The organism is Streptomyces sp. HUAS YS2, assembly GCF_033343995.1.
Classification (GTDB): Bacteria; Actinomycetota; Actinomycetes; order Streptomycetales; family Streptomycetaceae; genus Streptomyces; species Streptomyces solicathayae.
Map to the genome: position 1 here is coordinate 4,013,007 of NZ_CP137573.1, position 16,999 is coordinate 4,030,005.

The 16,999-nt window shown below is 70.3% G+C and carries 13 protein-coding genes; 4 read left to right on the top strand and 9 right to left on the bottom strand.

Annotated elements, in window-relative coordinates; genetic code table 11:
* Window positions 1-45 precede the first annotated feature (45 nt).
* From R2D22_RS18405 to R2D22_RS18415, 3 genes are all read left to right on the top strand, one after another.
* Window positions 46-1,122, top strand: a complete 1,077-nt coding sequence (locus tag R2D22_RS18405) for a ParA family protein (protein WP_318104895.1) — start codon at window positions 46-48, stop codon at window positions 1,120-1,122.
* Window positions 1,119-2,225, top strand: coding sequence for a ParB/RepB/Spo0J family partition protein (locus R2D22_RS18410; protein ID WP_318104896.1), 1,107 nt, complete (start codon window positions 1,119-1,121; stop codon window positions 2,223-2,225). The genes R2D22_RS18405 and R2D22_RS18410 overlap by 4 nt, the downstream gene beginning before the upstream one ends.
* A gap of 299 nt (window positions 2,226-2,524) precedes the next feature.
* A complete protein-coding gene (locus R2D22_RS18415; RefSeq protein ID WP_318104897.1) occupies window positions 2,525-3,142 on the top strand; it encodes a GNAT family N-acetyltransferase in 618 nt (205 codons plus the stop codon).
* A gap of 75 nt (window positions 3,143-3,217) precedes the next feature.
* On the opposite strand, the gene trxA is transcribed toward R2D22_RS18415, so the two are convergent.
* From trxA to R2D22_RS18450, 7 genes are all read right to left on the bottom strand, one after another.
* Window positions 3,218-3,562: a thioredoxin gene (gene trxA / locus R2D22_RS18420; protein ID WP_318104898.1), complete on the bottom strand. Its 345-nt coding sequence runs from the start codon at window positions 3,560-3,562 to the stop codon at window positions 3,218-3,220.
* Window positions 3,563-3,608: 46 nt separating this feature from the next.
* On the bottom strand, window positions 3,609-4,583 hold the full coding sequence (trxB, locus tag R2D22_RS18425; protein WP_318104900.1) for a thioredoxin-disulfide reductase: 975 nt from the start codon (window positions 4,581-4,583) through the stop codon (window positions 3,609-3,611).
* Window positions 4,584-4,708: 125 nt separating this feature from the next.
* Window positions 4,709-5,641, bottom strand: a complete 933-nt coding sequence (locus R2D22_RS18430; RefSeq protein WP_318104901.1) for an anti-sigma factor — start codon at window positions 5,639-5,641, stop codon at window positions 4,709-4,711.
* Window positions 5,638-6,336 (bottom strand): RNA polymerase sigma factor SigM, encoded by a 699-nt coding sequence (gene sigM / locus R2D22_RS18435; protein ID WP_318104902.1) that lies wholly within the window; start codon window positions 6,334-6,336, stop codon window positions 5,638-5,640. The genes R2D22_RS18430 and sigM overlap by 4 nt, the downstream gene beginning before the upstream one ends.
* Window positions 6,337-6,361: 25 nt before the next feature.
* The gene (locus tag R2D22_RS18440; RefSeq protein ID WP_318104903.1) at window positions 6,362-8,062 is read right to left on the bottom strand and encodes a protein kinase family protein; all 1,701 of its coding nucleotides are present in this window, start codon (window positions 8,060-8,062) and stop codon (window positions 6,362-6,364) included.
* Window positions 8,063-8,179: 117 nt separating this feature from the next.
* Window positions 8,180-10,393, bottom strand: coding sequence for a murein biosynthesis integral membrane protein MurJ (murJ, locus tag R2D22_RS18445; protein ID WP_318104905.1), 2,214 nt, complete (start codon window positions 10,391-10,393; stop codon window positions 8,180-8,182).
* 45 nt (window positions 10,394-10,438) lie between these two features.
* Window positions 10,439-12,790: a DUF6049 family protein gene (locus R2D22_RS18450; RefSeq protein WP_318104907.1), complete on the bottom strand. Its 2,352-nt coding sequence runs from the start codon at window positions 12,788-12,790 to the stop codon at window positions 10,439-10,441.
* Between the two features lie 182 nt (window positions 12,791-12,972).
* On the opposite strand from R2D22_RS18450, the gene R2D22_RS18455 reads away from it, so the two are divergent.
* Entirely contained in the window at window positions 12,973-14,439 is a 1,467-nt protein-coding gene (locus tag R2D22_RS18455) for a CCA tRNA nucleotidyltransferase (protein ID WP_318104908.1), read from the top strand.
* A gap of 82 nt (window positions 14,440-14,521) precedes the next feature.
* Here the strand turns inward: R2D22_RS18455 and R2D22_RS18460 are convergent, their stop codons facing one another.
* Both R2D22_RS18460 and R2D22_RS18465 read right to left on the bottom strand, forming a co-directional pair.
* Entirely contained in the window at window positions 14,522-15,775 is a 1,254-nt protein-coding gene (locus R2D22_RS18460) for an MFS transporter (protein WP_318104909.1), read from the bottom strand.
* A 106-nt stretch (window positions 15,776-15,881) separates the two neighbouring features.
* Entirely contained in the window at window positions 15,882-16,964 is a 1,083-nt protein-coding gene (locus R2D22_RS18465) for an inositol-3-phosphate synthase (RefSeq protein ID WP_318104911.1), read from the bottom strand.
* Window positions 16,965-16,999 lie beyond the last annotated feature (35 nt).

Below are 16,999 nucleotides of genomic sequence, written 5' to 3' on the forward strand. Positions count from 1 at the left end.
TCGTCCACAGAACCACGGGCCTCGCTGGTTCACGACCCCGAAAGCATGGCAGGCTCTGTTCATCGCGAGCCTGAAGCCGAGGAGAGTGAATCCTTGCGGTCCGACGCCAACATCGCGGGACCGATGACCGATCCGGTCCCCGGTCCCCGAACCGAATCGGTGGGGTCCGATGTTTCACGTGAAACATCGCCCCCTATGGACGACACCCCCATCGGCCGTGCTGCCCAACTGGCAGTGGAGGCTCTGGGTCGTGCCGGAGAAGGTCTTCCCCGGCCGGCGCAGACGCGCGTGATGGTGGTCGCCAACCAGAAGGGCGGCGTGGGCAAGACGACCACGACGGTCAACCTTGCCGCGTCGCTGGCGCTGCACGGCGCCCGTGTTCTGGTGATCGACCTCGACCCGCAGGGCAACGCCTCCACGGCGCTGGGGATCGACCACCACGCCGAGGTGCCCTCGATCTACGACGTCCTGGTGGACAGCAAGCCGCTCTCCGATGTGGTGCAGCCCGTCGCGGATGTCGAGGGCCTCTTCTGCGCCCCCGCCACCATCGATCTCGCCGGCGCGGAGATCGAGCTGGTGTCGCTGGTGGCGCGTGAGAGCCGGCTGCAGCGGGCGATCCAGGCGTACGAGCAGCCGCTGGACTACATCCTGATCGACTGCCCGCCGTCGCTGGGCCTGCTGACGGTCAACGCCCTCGTGGCGGGGGCCGAGGTGCTGATCCCTATCCAGTGCGAGTACTACGCGCTGGAGGGCCTGGGCCAGCTCCTGCGGAACGTCGATCTCGTGCGCGGGCACCTGAACCCCGCGCTGCATGTGTCGACGATTCTGCTCACCATGTACGACGGCCGGACGAGGCTCGCCTCGCAGGTCGCCGACGAGGTGCGCAGTCACTTCGGTGAAGAGGTCCTGCGGACCAGCATTCCGCGATCGGTGCGTATCTCCGAGGCGCCGAGCTACGGGCAGACCGTGCTCACCTACGACCCGGGCTCCAGTGGCTCGCTGTCGTACCTGGAGGCGGCCCGTGAGATCGCGATGCGGGGCGTCGGTCTGCACTACGACCCCCAGCACGCCCATGTGGGCAACCAGAACAGCCAGCCAAGCATGTCGGAGGGGATCCAGTGAGCGAGCGACGTAGGGGGTTGGGGCGTGGGCTCGGTGCGCTGATTCCTGCCGCTCCCCAGGAGCGGCAGGCGCCGCCGGTGGGGGTGGCCCCGGGGACGGCTTCGCCCGGAGCGATTCCCTCGCTGACGGCGGAGCGGGGTGTGACCGCTGCGAAGCTGGCGACGCTGCCGGCGAGCGCTCCTGCGCCGGACGAGGTCATCACGTCGGCCGAGCGCGAGATCGTGCCCGTGCCGGAGTCCCCGGCGGGGGCGCACTTCGCGGAGCTGCCGCTGGACGCGATCACCCCGAACCCGCGCCAGCCGCGTGAGGTGTTCGACGAGGACGCGCTGGCGGAGCTGGTCACCTCCATCAAGGAGGTCGGCCTGCTGCAGCCGGTCGTCGTGCGTCAGCTGGGGACCGAGCGCTACGAGCTCATCATGGGTGAGCGTCGCTGGCGGGCCTGCCGTGAGGCGGGCCTGGAGCGGATCCCTGCGATCGTCCGTGCGACGGACGACGAGAAGCTCCTGCTGGACGCCCTCCTGGAGAACCTGCACCGGGCTCAGCTGAACCCGCTGGAGGAGGCCGCGGCGTACGACCAGCTGCTGAAGGACTTCAACTGCACGCATGATCAGCTGGCCGACCGGATCGGGCGTTCCCGCCCGCAGGTGTCGAACACGCTGCGTCTGCTGCGGCTGTCGCCGCCGGTTCAGCGCCGGGTCGCGGCCGGAGTGCTGTCAGCCGGCCATGCTCGGGCGCTGCTCTCTGTGGACGACCCGGAGACCCAGGACAAGCTGGCGTACCGGATCGTGGCCGAGGGCCTCTCGGTGCGTGCGGTCGAGGAGATCGTCCATGTGATGGGTTCGGAGCCGGAGGCGGCGGTGAAGCCGAAGGGGCCGCGGGCCGGCGCCCGGGTCTCCCCGGCGCTGACGGATCTGGCGTCCCGGCTGTCGGACCGCTTCGAGACCCGGGTAAAGGTCGACCTCGGGCAGAAGAAGGGCAAGATCGTCGTCGAGTTCGCCTCGATGGAGGATCTGGACCGGATCCTGGGCACCCTTGCTCCGGGCGAGGGAAAGGTGATGGATCGGGCCAACTCCGAGCCGAGCGAGGAGGACGGCGAGGGCTGAGGCCCGCGTTCCCGTCTTCGGGGCGGACCGTGTACCGGCGTTGGCCGGAACACGGTCCGCCCTTTGCTTGAGCGCGGTATCCGCCCGAGTGTCCGATGGATACGATGCGTTCAGGTATGGCACATCCACCGTGATCCGGCTCAGAGAGGGGCGGAAGCCATGCGAGAAGTGAGCCGCGGCCGATGGGTGACGGCGGGTCTGGGCGTGGGCGCGGTCGGCGGGTTCATCGGCAGCCTGCTCCTGGAGCGCAGTGCGCTGGCGCAGGCCCGTGGTGCGGCAGTTGAGGGAAGTGAGGACCCGTGGGGCGTCGACTCGTACCGCTCACCCTGGACAACCTTCCGGACCTTCCCAAGCGCTGTCGGTCGTGTGTCTTCTGGGAGCTCGATCCGGTCAGTGGAGAGGCAGCGGTAAAGGCCGGGCGGCCTGAGCTGGAGAAGGAGGCCTGGATCTCCGCGGTGCTCCTCGAGTGGGGCTCGTGCGGCCGGGTGGTCTACGTCGATGAGGTCCCGGTCGGGTTCGTTCTCTACGCTCCCCCCGCCTATGTGCCGCGGTCGATGGCCTTTCCCACCAGCCCGGTGTCGGCGGACTCGGTCCAGCTGATGACGGCCTGGATCATGCCGGGCTATCAGGGGCAGGGGCTGGGCCGGGTGATGGTGCAGACGGTCGCGAAGGATCTGCTGCGGCGGGGCTTCCGTGCGATCGAGGCGTTCGGCGACGCGCGGTGGAAGGAGCCGGCCTGCGTGCTGCCGGCGGACCATCTGCTCGCGGTGGGCTTCAAGACGGTGCGCCCGCATCCGGTGCATCCGAGGCTGCGGCTGGAGCTGAGGACGACGCTCTCCTGGAAGGAAGACGTGGAGTTGGCGCTGGACCGGCTGCTGGGCGCTGTGCAGAAGGAGCCCGCCCTGCGGCCGCTGTAGCGGTGCCGGGTACGACGAACGGCCCGCCCCGAGTGGGGGCGGGCCGTTCGTGTTTCACGTGAAACAGCGGAGGCGTCAGGCCTTCGTGATGTCCTCGGCGATGAAGTCCGCGAGATCGCGCTCGATGGCGGCCTTCGGCTTGGCGCCGACGATGGTCTTGGCGACCTCGCCGTTCTGGTAGACGTTCAGCGTCGGGATCGACATCACACCGTACTTGGCAGCCGTGGCCGGGTTCTCGTCGATGTTGAGCTTGACGATCTCGATCTTGTCACCGTGCTCCTTGGCGATGGCCTCGAGCGACGGCGCGATCTGACGGCACGGGCCGCACCAGGCCGCCCAGAAGTCCACCAGGACGGGCTTGTCGCTCTTGAGGACGTCCTCATCGAAGGTAGCGTCAGTCACGTTCTTCAGATCGGCCACGGCGGCCTCCTTAACTTCGCGGGGTGTGGGGGTGAGGCGGGGAGAGTCAGACCGCGGAGGTCTTCGCCGGCTCCGCGGCCTTCTCGCCGTCGGCGAGAGCGGCCAGGAAGCGCTCGGCGTCCAGGGCGGCGGAGCAACCGGTGCCCGCGGCGGTGATCGCCTGGCGGTAGGTGTGGTCGACGACGTCGCCGGCGCCGAAGACACCGGTCAGGTTGGTGCGGGTCGAGGGGGCGTCCACCTTGAGGTAGCCCTCCTCGTCCAGGTCCAGCTGACCCTTGAACAGCTCGGTGCGCGGGTCGTGGCCGACGGCGATGAACAGGCCGGTGACGGGCAGCTCGCTGGTCTCGCCGGTCTTGGTGTTGCGCAGGGTCAGACCGGAGAGCTTCTGCTCGCCGTGGATCTCGGCGACCTCACTGTCCCAGGCGAACTTGATCTTCGGGTCGGCGAAGGCGCGCTCCTGCATGGCCTTCGACGCGCGCAGCGAGTCGCGGCGGTGGACGATCGTGACCGTCTTGGCGAAGCGCGAGAGGAAGGTGGCCTCCTCCATCGCGGTGTCGCCGCCGCCGATGACGGCGATGTCCTGGTCCTTGAAGAAGAAGCCGTCGCAGGTGGCGCACCAGGAGACACCGCGGCCGGAGAGAGCGTCCTCGTTGGGCAGGCCCAGCTTGCGGTGCTGCGAGCCGGTCGTCACGATGACGGCCTTGGCGCGGTGCACAGTGCCGGCGGTGTCGGTGACGGTCTTGATGTCACCGGTGAGGTCGACGGCCACGACGTCGTCCGGGATCAGCTCAGCGCCGAAGCGCTCGGCCTGGGCGCGCATGTTGTCCATCAGGTCCGGGCCCATGATGCCGTCGCGGAAGCCGGGGAAGTTCTCCACGTCGGTCGTGTTCATCAGCGCGCCACCGGCGGTGACGGCACCTTCGAAGACCAGCGGCTTCAGCGACGCGCGCGCCGTGTAGAGCGCGGCGGTGTACCCCGCGGGCCCGGAGCCGATGATGATCACGTTACGGACGTCGCTCACGGGTTTCTTCCTCGTCTCTGCAGACTGCCTACTGCCTACGGGGCGGTCGATCGGTGACTCTCACCCCACCCAACGGATCCTAAGGGTGAAGCATTCCCGGAACCGCCTCGCGGCACGGCGTAGCGTCAGGGGCGAGGGTAGACGTGGGTCAACAGGACGTCCGCCTTGGCGCTGCCGCCGCCCTCGGTGCAGGAGGCGTCGAGGACGTAGGCCTGCACCTTGGACGGGTCCGTGGCGTGCGGCAGGACGACGAGGTACGCCCGTGAGCCCTGGTAGTCGCCGGGCTGGAAGGCGAGGACGGGGTCGGTGCGGTCGGTGCCGGCGCGGACGCAGTTCGGCAGTGTCGCGTCAGCGCTCCGCAGCGGTGTGTTGCCGTCGTTCTCGGCGGTCAGGGACTCCGGGGCGTCCTTGGGTGCCTTGCGGGTGCCGTCGGCGCGCAGGAGTTCCTGGACGCGCTGGTCGATGCCCTCGTCGGAGAAGGGGGTGTCCGCGGCGCTCGCGGCGACGTCGGACTTCTTGTCACCGCTGCTGTCGGCGGCGTTCTGCAGCGTGCCGGGCAGGAGCAGGAAGGTACCCAGGCCGAGGGCCGCGGCACCGAGGATGCCGCCGAGAACGGCGACACGGCGGCGGCGCCTGCCGGTCGGGCGTCCCGGACCGGTGGCCGCCCTGGGGCGGCCTGCGGGACGGTCTGCGGCGCCGGCGGGATCGGGGGAGTCCTCGGCGGCGGGGAGAGCCTCGGGAGCGTCGGACGGTGTTTCACGTGAAACATGAGCCGTCGCGTCGTCGGGTGTGGTGGCGCTGAGGAGGGCTTCGGCGGCGAGCGCGGCGTCGATCCGACCGGCGATCTCGGCGGGCATCCGGACCGGGCCGGGCAGGGTGCCCAGCAGTCCGCGGATCTCCTCCAGGGAGGCGCGTACGTCCGCGCAGAGGGCGCAGCCGTCGACATGCCTGCGTACGGCGGCGGTCCGGGCCGGTGGGAGCAGGCCTTCGGTGAGGTCGGAGATCTCCGAGACGTCCGGGTGCTGTGTCGTGTCGGCCCTGCCGGTCGTGGAAGTCACGCGCGCCCACCTCCGCCCTTCACAGCAGCTGGACCGTTCGGTCCCGTATCCGTTCGCCTCGACACCGGTGGGACGGATGTCCCCGGCGTCCGGTTCCTTCCCCCACCAGGGCCTTCGTTACCCCCTGTGTCCGCGCGCAGATGAGTGAGCAGCGGCAGCAGGCGGGCCCGGCCGCGTGCGCACCGGCTTTTGACCGTTCCGGAGGGGACATCGAGGATGCGGGCAGCCTCGGCCACGGGGTATCCCTGCATGTCCACGAGGACGAGCGCGGCGCGCTGGTCGGCGGGAAGTTTGGCGAGCGCGGCGAACAGTTCACGGTGCAGGTCCTGGCGCTCGGCGGGCGCCTCGGCGGACTCGTGCGGTTCGAGGAGCTGTTCCAGACGGGTGGTGTCGTCGACGGGCGAGGTCTTGCGCGAGGCGGCCTTGCGGGCCCGGTCGAGGCAGGCGTTCACGGTGATGCGGTGGAGCCAGGTCGTGACGGCCGACTGGCCCCTGAAGGTGTGGGCGGCCCGGAAGGCGGATACGAGGGCGTCCTGGACGGCGTCCGCGGCCTCCTCGCGGTCTCCCAGCGTGCGCAGGGCGACCGCCCACAGCCGGTCCCGGTGACGGCGTACGAGCTCACCGAAGGCGTTCGGATCTCCCGCCACATGGCGTGCCAGGAGTTCCTGGTCGCTGAGAACGCTCTGTTCGTCCACCGGTGAGCCCCCCTCCCCTGTGACGTCAGCTTGTGATCGTGATGTCCGAGATCTGGCCCCGGTAACCGCCGTCGGCGCTCGGCAGCTCGGTCAGCCAGACGAGGACGTAGCGCGTCTTCACCGGCTTGCCGGGAGAGAGCGCGACCCGGGAACCCGTTTCCGATGCCTGGGTGGTGTAGTCGCCCGGCGCGACCGGCATGGACGAGGCGTCCTCGGGAGCCGTGCGCAGCTGGACCGAGGTCGTGCCGTGGAAGGCGATCTCCACCTTGCCGACCTGCTGGACTCGTCCCAGGTCCAGGACGATGCCCACGCCCTCCTTGAGGTTGCCGAACTTCGCGTAGCCGCGGTAGTTGCTGGTCGGCCACGAGGTGCTGGGGTTGCCGTCGTAGGCGCTCTTTATCTGTGAGGCGTTCTCCGACCCGTCGCCGAGCGGGTCGAAGTCGTGGGCGTCGACGATGGCGACCGGCTTGCCGGAGCCGGCCGGCTGCTTGTTGTCGGTGGTCTCGGGCTGCGTGGTCCGGGGGGTCTCCTGCTTCTTGTTCCTGTCCAGGAGCTTGTCCGCAACCTGCCAGCTGCCCAGGCCGAGCGCGGCGATGAGCAGCGCGGACACGGCCCACTTCAGGGCCTTGCCGGTACGGCTCGCCAGTGGGGCGGGCGGCGCAGGCACGGGCTGGGTGACCGCGGGCCGTGCCTGCTGACGGCCGTACGTGCCCTGCTGGTAGGTGGTGCGCTGGTATTCCGACGGGGTCGGGAACTCGGGCTCCGGCGGGCGGATCCGGGGCATCGCGGCGACGGCCTTGGCCAGCTCGTCGGGCGTGGTGCAGGGCGGTTCCTGGCGCGAGGCGGTGGCGCCGTCGTTGGCCAGGGCGCGCATGGCGATCTCGGAGAGGCCGCGGTGCACGCCGGCCCGGACCTGGTCGGGGGCGATCAGCCCGACGTCCTTGGGCAGTCCGGTCAGGCCGTAGGCGTCGCTGTCGTAGGGCCAGCGCTGGGTGAGCGCGGCGTACAGCAGGGCGCCGATGGCCTCCGTGTCGGTGCGCTGGGGGCGTTCGGCGCTGATGCCGCGCAGGGCGGCGTTCACGGCGAGCCCGCGGATCCGGTACTGGCCCGTGGAGCTGCGCAGTACGGCGCTGGGGGTGAGCCGCAGGTGGGCCAGCCCCTCGCGGTGGGCGGCGGCCATGGCCTGGGAGACCTGGGAGACGAGCTGGTAGGCGTCGTGGGGTTCCATCGGGCCCGCTGCCAGCAGGGCGGTCAGCTCGGTGGAGTCCGGCAGCCATTCGTGCACGACGTAGACGAGGTCGTTCTCCTCGACGGCGTCGAGGACCTGCACGAACCGGGGGTCGCCGAGCAGCGCGGCGGACCGTGCCGCGGCGAGCACCGTCCGGGCGCGCGGGTGGTCGGCCGGCAGCAGGTGCACCCCGACGGCTCGGCGGAGCTTCTCGTCGACGGCACGCCAACTGCTGAAACCGTCCAGACGAGTGACGCACTCCTCCAGCCGGTAGCGTCTGGCCAACTTGTGGCCGCTGTGGAGCTCGGGCGTCTCGACGGTGGGTTTCGCCTCGCTCTTCTTCCCGTCGTCGCCGCTGTCCGCCTCCGGCGCGCCCTGCTCCGCCGTGTCCTGCGCTTCCGCCACCCCGTCGGTCGCGACCGTGTCCGCCTTGGCGGTCAGCGGGTCATCACCGCTGTTGTCGGCCACGTCGACGGCAGCCGTGCTACGTTCCGCCACCGTCGTTCCTGCCTCCCCATCCGTTGCGACACATCCAACAGCCATGCCAATTGTGCCCACAGTCCGGCGCTATGCACGACACGCGGCGGCGGACGATGGTTGTGCGGGCCCGGTCGTCTAGCGCCCGAGGCGGCCGCGCACCATGCCGACCATGGAGTTGAGCTCCGCGATCCGCAGTCGCCGGGCCGCGACGAAGAACACGCCGAACAGTACGACGGAGCCGGCGACGAGGGCGACGAGAGAGCCGAACGCGCCTTCGCCGAGCGCCTTCATGATGCCGAACCCGACGGCTCCGGCCACCACCGCTGCGGGCAGCGACGCCAGGCACAGCCGGGCGTAGGTGCGCAGGACGTGCCCGCCGTCCAGGTCGCCGCCGAGCCGGTTGCGCAGCCGGCGCCACGCCACGCCGACGCCGACGGCGTACGCCAGACCGTAGGAGGCGGCCATGCCGACCACGGCCCACTGGGCGGGGAGCACGAAGTAACAGGCGGCCGAGGCTGCGGCGTTGACGCCCGCCACGATGACGGTGTTGTAGAACGGCGTCCGGGTGTCCTCGTAGGCGTAGAAGCCGCGCAGGACGACGTACTGGACCGAGTACGGGATCAGGCCGAGGCCGAAGGCCATCAGGATGAAGCCCATGCCCTGGGCGGCCTCGACGCCGCTGGACGCGTAGAGCAGGGTGCACATCGGAACGCCGAGCGCCAGGAAGGCGAAGGAGACCGGGACGATCGCCACGGCGGAGTTCCGCAGGCCCTGCGAGATGTCGTCACGGACGGCCCCGGGGTCGTCGTCGTGGGCGGCGCGGGAGATGCGGGGCAGCAGGGCCGCCATCACGGAGACGGTGATGATCGCCTGCGGCATGCCCCAGATCAGCTGGGCGTTGGAGTAGGCGAGGAAGCCCGCGCCGTCCTTGCCGGACGACTCGCCCGCGGCGGTGGCCAGCTGGGTGACGACCAGGACGCCGGCCTGGTTGGCGAGGACGAACAGGACGGTCCACTTGGCCAGTTTGACGGTCTTGCCGAGGCCGTGGCCCTTCCAGTCGAAGCGGGGCCTGAAGCGGAAGCCCGTCTCGCGCAGGTAGGGGATCATTGCCAGGGCCTGGACGACCAGGCCGAGGAGGGTGCCGATGCCGAGCAGCCGGACGCCCTCGTCAGGGATGGTGGTCACGCCCATGTGGGACTCGGCGGACGTGCCGTAGACCCAGATGAACAGGCCGAACGTCACGATCATGACGATGTTGTTGAGGACCGGGGTCCACATCATCGCACCGAACTTGCCGCGGGCGTTGAGGATCTGACCCATCACCACGTGCACACCCATGAAGAAGATGGTGGGCAGGCAGTAGCGGGCGAACGTGACGGCGACGCTGTTGGCGTCGGGGTTGTCGGCGATGGTGTTCGACATCAGCCGGATGAGCAGCGGGGCCGCGAAGACGGCGACGGCCACGATCGCGCCGAGCGCCACCATGACGAGCGTGAGCAGCCGGTTGGCGTAGGCCTCGCCGCCGTCGTCGTCGTTCTTCATGGAGCGGACCAGCTGCGGTACGAAGACCGAGTTGAGACCGCCACCGACGGTGAGGATGTAGATCATCGTCGGCAGGGTGTACGCGACGGTGAAGGTGTCACCGAGCAGGGCGGCGCCGAGCGCGCCGGTGATCACGAGGCTGCGGACGAAGCCGGTCAGCCGGGAGACGAGGGTGCCGGCGGCCATGACGGCGCTGGACTTGAGCAGCCCGGAGGCGCGGCCTCCCGACTTCTTCGGGGCGGGGGCGGGCATGGGAACCGGCTCCGGGGCGGGGGAAGGCACCTGGCCGGGGGTCTGTTGGTCCCGGTACAGGTGCGCGAAGGCGTCGGGCTCGGGGTCGTCCTCACCGGCCCGGGTCACCAGGTCGTCGACGCCGGTGAACTGGACCGTGCGGGCGTCGTCGCCGTACGGCAGGTGGCGCGAGGGGCCCTCGGGCTCGGGGGCGGGGGTCTGCGCCCACACCCGGGGGTCCGGGGCGTGCTGGGGCGTCTCCGGCTGCTGGTACAGCGGCTGCGGCTCGGCGTAGGTGCCCGGCGGAGGCGGCGGGTGCGCGGCACGGTCGTACAGCGCCTCCGTCACCGGGTCCTGGGCGGACAGGTCCTGCGACTGGTACGGGTCGTGGGTGTACGAGTCCTGGACGTAGGGGTCCTGTGCGTACTGGTCCTGGGCCTGCGGGTCCGGGGCGCCCTGCTGCGCCGGCGGCACCGGGGCCGGGCCGGTCCCGGGCGGCGGCGCGGGCGTTCCGCCGGACGGCGCAGCTGCGCTGCCCGCGCCCTGGCCGCGGTCACCGTCGTACGGCGCGTTCATGCTTACCCCACCTCATCGTCCCCGGCCGACCGGCCACGACATCGCTCAACGGTCCACCTTCTCACCCGGGCCGGACCCGCCGCCGCTTTCGGGACCGGTGTCCGGCGTCGGGTCACTCGGCTGCTCGGGATCGTCGTCCTCCGCGGCCTCCGTCCCGTCCGCCGCGCCGGCCCCTTCCTGGGTCTCGTCCTGCGTCTCTTCCTGGGCCTCGGCCTCGGCCTCGGCGTTCCTGGCCGCCGCGCGCTTGCGCTGGCTGTACATCCGGACGCCCGCGAGGACCAGGAGCAGGACACCGCCGGCGATGACGAGCATCACGGTCGGGGTGATCTCGGAGACCTTCACGGTGAAGCTCATCGGCTTGCCGTACGGCTTGCCGTCCTCCGTGTACAGCTGGGCGGTCATCGGGACCTTGCCGTTGGCGTTCGCCGAGGCGGTGAACTTCACGGACTGGCTGTGTCCGCCGTCGATCTTCACGGGCTGCGCGGCGACGGCCTCGTCGTCGTTGAGCTTGAGACGGGTCGGCTTGGTGGACTCGAGCCGCAGCTCCAGGTTGTGCACGCCCTGCAGCAGCTTGTTCTGCACGGTGACCGGGATGGTCGCGCTGCGGCCGGAGAGGGTGAGGTCGGACTTCTCGATCAGTCGGACCTCCTCGGTCAGGCCCTGCAGATAGTCGAGGACCTCGATCCGGTACAGCGCGGCGGCCGGGGCCTGGCCGCGCCAGGACGTCGACATCATGCGGCTGATCGCGTTGCCCATGGGCGTCACGACGCGGTACGGCATGGTGAGGATGACCTCGAAGTCGTCCAGCTTCTCCCGGGTGGCCTTCATGTCGCGGAAGGCCTGGACGGGCAGCTCGTTCTTGCGCAGCTGCTTCGAGTACTGCGCGGTGCTGGGCACCCTCGTCGTGGCACGGGGGTCCGGGCGCACGGCGGAGGCCGCGATCAGGTCGAGCGACTGGGTCCAGCGCTGCGGCGCGAGGCCGCGCAGGGCGGTCGCCATCGTCTGCGCCTGCGAGGCCGTGGGCATGCGCTGGGGGGCCACGACGATGCTCCGCGCCTTGTCCGGCGCCTGCTGGGTGACGGCCAGCGTGTGAGCGAGGAAGCGCTGCACCGCGAGCGTGGAGGTCTCCGCCCGGGTCATGTCGCCCTGGAAGAGCGTGGAGAGCGAGGCGTCGGCGACGACCGCCGTGGTGCCGCCGCCGATCGGCCGGGCGGCCGTGGGGGTGTAGCTGAGGTCGTCGCGGAGGCTGTCGCTGCGGGCGATGACCTTGTGGGCGCCGGCCGACGTGGCGACCTTCACGATCGCCGGGTCCACCGCGCCCTCGACGGGCCAGGCGAAGTCGGTCGACGGCGTCACATGGAGGATCGTCTCCACGGTCGTCCCGGCCACCTCGGTGGCGGGCTTCAGCTGCCCGAGGGAACCGGAGACGTCCTTGCCGCGGTGGGCCAGGGAGGCGAGGTCGGGGTCGGCGAAGGGCAGCGCGACGACCTGGTGGCCGGCCACCGCCTTCTCCAGGGAGCTGAGCCACTGCTCGGCGACCGCCTGGTTGCGGCCGGGGACCGTCTCCGTACCGCTCTTGACGTTGTAGTTCCGCGTCATGGCGTCGACGGTGGCGAGCAGGTCCGGGTCGATGACCCAGGTGACGGGGAGTTCCTTGCCGAGCGAGACCAGCTGCTCAAGCCGGCCGCCCGGGGCCAGCTCGGCGGCCAGGTCGTCGTTCTCGAAGACCGGCGTCTGCTGGTCGTCCGAACCGGTCTCGGCGGAGACACGGGCGGAGGAGATCAGCGGCCACAGGTAGGTCACCTGGGTCTTCTTCGCGGTGGCCTCGGGCTGCCAGGGCAGGAAGGTCCGCTCGATGCCGAGGACCCGGTCGTAGTTCTGGGACGAGGTCCGGCCGGAGAGCGAGACACCGAGCTGGTAGACGCCCGGGTCGTCCAGGCCCAGCTTGGCGACCGGGACGGCGAGGGTGAAGTCCGCGCTGAGCCCGGAGGCCAGCTGCGGGATCTTGAACGTGTAGGTGCCGCCCAGGGCGGCCGGGTCGCTGTCCGCCCGGTAGCCGGTGCGCCCCGCCGCCTCGTCGATCGAGCTGCGGCTGGAGAGCCGCGGGCCGACCCTGAGGTCCACCGTGGCGGCGGAGACGGCCTGCCGGCCGTTGTTCGTCACCGTGCCGCTGATCTTGAGGGTGTCGCCCTCCACCGGAGTGCTGGGCGTCAGTGTGTCGAGTGACACGTCCACGGTCCGCGAACCGGTGGCGTCGTCGGCGACGGCCGCAGGGGCTGCGGGCACCTGGACGAGGCCGGCGAGCAGAGGCACCGCGGCCGCGAGAGATACCGTGCGCCGCAGCCACCGGCGGGCAGGTGAGGGAGAGGGCCCCTGGATGTCTGCCGCCTCGGCCACGCGTTCGCCCGTCCTCGTTGTAGTCAGTGGTGTCGGTGCTTGCCGGTTGCTGTGTCCACGCATGGTAACGATGCACGCTGTGGCGAAGTGCTGGGGACTGCTCCAGCAGATGCGATCGGCCCCCCGCGGCCGGGCGGAAACGAGGACGCTCCGGGCGGCCGGGGCACGTACCCTCTTCTGTTGTGCCGAACGCCAACGAAGACACCCCGACTGCCCTGAGCCAGGTGCAGCGCCGCGCGGTCAGCGAACTGCTGCGCGTCTCCCCTGCCGCCGATGATCTCGCCCGCCGTTTCCAGGAGGCCGGTTTCCGCCTCGCCCTGGTCGGCGGCTCGGTACGGGACGCGTTGCTCGGGCGGCTCGGCAACGACCTGGACTTCACCACCGACGCCCGCCCCGAGGACGTACTGAAGATCGTCCGTCCGTGGGCGGACGCGGTCTGGGAGGTCGGGATCGCCTTCGGGACGGTCGGCTGCCAGAAGGACGCCCGCGTCGGGGACGCCGTCCAGCGCTTCGAGATCGAGATCACCACGTACCGCTCCGAGGCGTACGACCGCACCTCGCGCAAGCCCGAGGTCTCCTACGGCGACTCCATCGAGCAGGACCTGGTGCGTCGCGACTTCACGGTGAACGCGATGGCGGTCGCGCTCCCCGAGAAGGAGTTCATCGACCCGTACGGCGGCCTGGAGGACCTCGCGGCGCGGGTGCTGCACACGCCGGGCACACCCGAGGAGTCCTTCTCCGACGACCCGCTGCGCATGATGCGGGCCGCGCGCTTCGCTGCGCAGCTCGACTTCGAGGTGGCTCCCGAAGTCGTCGTGGCCATGAAGGAGATGTCCGAGCGCATCGAGATCGTTTCCGCCGAGCGCGTCCGGGACGAGCTCAACAAGCTGCTGCTCGCCGCCCACCCGCGCAAGGGACTCGGGCTGCTCGTGGACACAGGTCTCGCCGACCACGTGCTGCCGGAGCTGCCGGCCCTGCGGCTGGAGAGTGACGAGCACCACCGGCACAAGGATGTCTACGAGCACTCGCTGACCGTCCTCGACCAGGCGATCGCGCTCGAGGAGGACGGACCCGACCTCGTGCTGCGGCTCTCGGCGCTGCTGCACGACATCGGCAAGCCGCGCACCCGCCGCTTCGAGAAGGACGGTCGGGTCTCGTTCCACCACCACGAGGTGGTGGGGGCAAAGATGACGAAGAAGCGCATGACGGCGCTCAAGTACTCCAACGAGATGATCAAGGACGTTTCGCGTCTCGTGGAGCTGCACCTGCGCTTCCACGGCTACGGCGGCGGCGAGTGGACGGACTCCGCGGTGCGGCGCTACGTCCGCGACGGCGGCCCGCTGCTGTCGAGGCTGCACAAGCTGACCCGCTCGGACTGCACCACGCGGAACAAGCGCAAGGCCGCCGCCCTGTCGCGGACGTACGACGGCCTGGAGGAGCGGATCGCCCAGCTCCAGGAGCAGGAGGAGCTGGACTCGATCCGGCCCGACCTGGACGGCAACGAGATCCAGGAGATCCTCGGTATCCGCCCGGGGCCGGCCGTCGGCAAGGCGTACAAGTTCCTGCTGGAGCTGCGGCTGGAGAACGGGCCGATGGAGCGCGACCAGGCGGTCGCGGCGCTCAAGGAGTGGTGGGCGACCCAGGACTGAGTGGGAACGCGTCGATGTTTCACGTGAAACATCGACGCGGCGGAGCGACCGAGGGGCGATGTTTCACGTGAAACATCGCCCCTCACGTCGTTCGGTTGCGCAGCCCCAGCGCCACCGCAAGGTAGAGGGCGGCGACGACGAGGATCAGGGGAACGGACCTGCCGTCGGGCGGGAGCATGAGTGCCGCCACGCCGGCCGCGGCGACGAAGGCGACGTTGAACAACACGTCGTAGAGAGAGAAGACCCGACCGCGGTAGGAGTCGTCCACGGACGTCTGCACCACGGTGTCCGTCGCGATCTTCGCTCCCTGGGTGGCGAGGCCCAGGACGAACGCCGCGATCATGAACGGCGCCGGAGCGAAGGTCAGCCCCAGCGCCGGCTCCAGGATGGCGGCGGATCCGGCGCACATGGTCATCCAGCCGGACGGGCCGAGGCGGCCGACCGCCCAGGGAGAGATCGCCGCAGCGGCGAAGAAGCCCGCGCCGGAGACGGCGACCGCGAGGCCGAGGAGAGCCAGGCCGTCCGAGTCGTCCGTGCCCCAGGCGTATCGGGCGAGCATCAGCACGGTCACCGTGAGGGCCCCGTAGCAGAAGCGCATCAGCGTCATCGCGGTCAAAGCGCGCGCAGCAGGGCGCCGTTCGGCCAGATGGAGCAGTCCCTCGACGAGGCCGCGGGCCGTCGACACGACGGCGGCGCCGAGCCGTGGCTGCACCGGCGTGGGGTCGGGCCCGAGCAGGGTGCGGGGCATGCGCAGCGCGGCGAGCGCGGAGCAGAGATAGAGGAGAGCGCCCAAGGCCACCACGGCGACGTCGGAGTCCGAGGCGATCAGTCGCACGCCGAAGGCGAGCCCGCCGCCCACCGTCGCGGCCAGGGTGCCGGCGGTCGGCGAGAGGGAGTTCGCCAGGACCAGCCGCTCCTCATCCACGACGCGGGGCAGGGCGGCCGAGAGGCCCGCGAGGACGAAGCGGTTGACGGCGGTCACCGACAGCGCCGAGGCGTAGAAGAGCCAGTCCGGAACGGCGGCGAGGATGAGGACGGCCGTGCCGGAGGCGAGGACGGCCCGCAGCAGGTTCCCGTACAGGAAGACCTGGCGGCGCTGCCAGCGGTCCAGGAGGACACCGGCGAACGGGCCGACGAGCGAGTACGGCAGCAGCAGCACCGCCATCGCCGAGGCGATGGCGGCGGGCGACGTCTCTTTCTCGGGGGAGAAGACGACGTACGTGGCGAGAGCTACCTGGTAGACGCCGTCGGCGCACTGCGACAGCAGCCGGACGGCGAGCAGACGACGGAAGTTCGTCAGGCGCAGGAGTACGCGCAGATCACGTACGACGGACATGGCAGCAAGACTCACATACGGTGACCCGCATACGGCAGAGGGTCCCCGGGCGATTGCCGCGGGGACCCTCTGCCGTCGATCACGACTCAGCGCTCCAGGGGAGTGCTCAGCGCTCGACCTCGCCCTTGATGAACTTCTCGACGTTCTCGAAGGCCTCGTCGTCGAAGTACTGCACCGGCGGGGACTTCATGAAGTACGAGGAGGCGGAGAGGATCGGGCCGCCGATGCCGCGGTCCTTGGCGATCTTCGCGGCGCGCAGGGCGTCGATGATGACACCCGCCGAGTTCGGGGAGTCCCAGACCTCGAGCTTGTACTCCAGGTTCAGCGGGACGTCGCCGAACGCACGGCCCTCCAGGCGGACGTACGCCCACTTGCGGTCGTCCAGCCAGGCCACGTAGTCCGACGGGCCGATGTGGACGTTCTTCTCGCCCAGGTCGCGGTCCGGGATCTGCGAGGTGACGGCCTGCGTCTTGGAGATCTTCTTGGACTCGAGGCGGTCGCGCTCGAGCATGTTCTTGAAGTCCATGTTGCCGCCGACGTTCAGCTGCATGGTGCGCTCCAGGCGGACACCGCGGTCCTCGAAGAGCTTCGCCATCACGCGGTGCGTGATGGTGGCACCGACCTGGGACTTGATGTCGTCGCCGACGATCGGGACACCGGCCTCGGTGAACTTGTCCGCCCACTCCTTGGTGCCGGCGATGAAGACCGGGAGGGCGTTGACGAACGCGACCTTGGCGTCGATGGCGCACTGCGCGTAGAACTTCGCAGCGTCCTCGGAGCCCACGGGCAGGTAGCAGACGAGCACGTCGACCTGCTTGTCCTTGAGGACCTGGACGACGTCGACCGGGGCCTCGGCGGACTCCTCGATGGTCTGGCGGTAGTACTTGCCCAGACCGTCGAGCGTGTGGCCGCGCTGGACGGTGACGCCCGAGGCGGGGACGTCGCAGATCTTGATGGTGTTGTTCTCGCTGGCGCCGATGGCGTCCGCGAGGTCGAGGCCGACCTTCTTCGCGTCCACGTCGAAGGCGGCCACGAACTCCACGTCGCCGACGTGGTAGTCGCCGAACTGGACGTGCATCAGACCCGGCACCTTGGTCGCCGGGTCGGCGTCCTTGTAGTACTCGACGCCCTGCACCAGCGAGGCGGCGCAGTTGCCCACGCCGACGATGGCTACGCGAACCGAACCCATTCCGGTTGCTCCCTGTGTGATCTCGGAGGCCCTGC

Coding starts and splice junctions, on each gene's coding strand:
- R2D22_RS18405 (WP_318104895.1), top strand. CDS start 46: ATGGCAGGCTCTGTTCATCGCGAGCCTGAAGCCGAGGAGAGTGAATCC.
- murJ (WP_318104905.1), bottom strand. CDS start 10,393: ATGAACGCGCCGTACGACGGTGACCGCGGCCAGGGCGCGGGCAGCGCA.
- R2D22_RS18460 (WP_318104909.1), bottom strand. CDS start 15,775: ATGTCCGTCGTACGTGATCTGCGCGTACTCCTGCGCCTGACGAACTTC.
- R2D22_RS18465 (WP_318104911.1), bottom strand. CDS start 16,964: ATGGGTTCGGTTCGCGTAGCCATCGTCGGCGTGGGCAACTGCGCCGCC.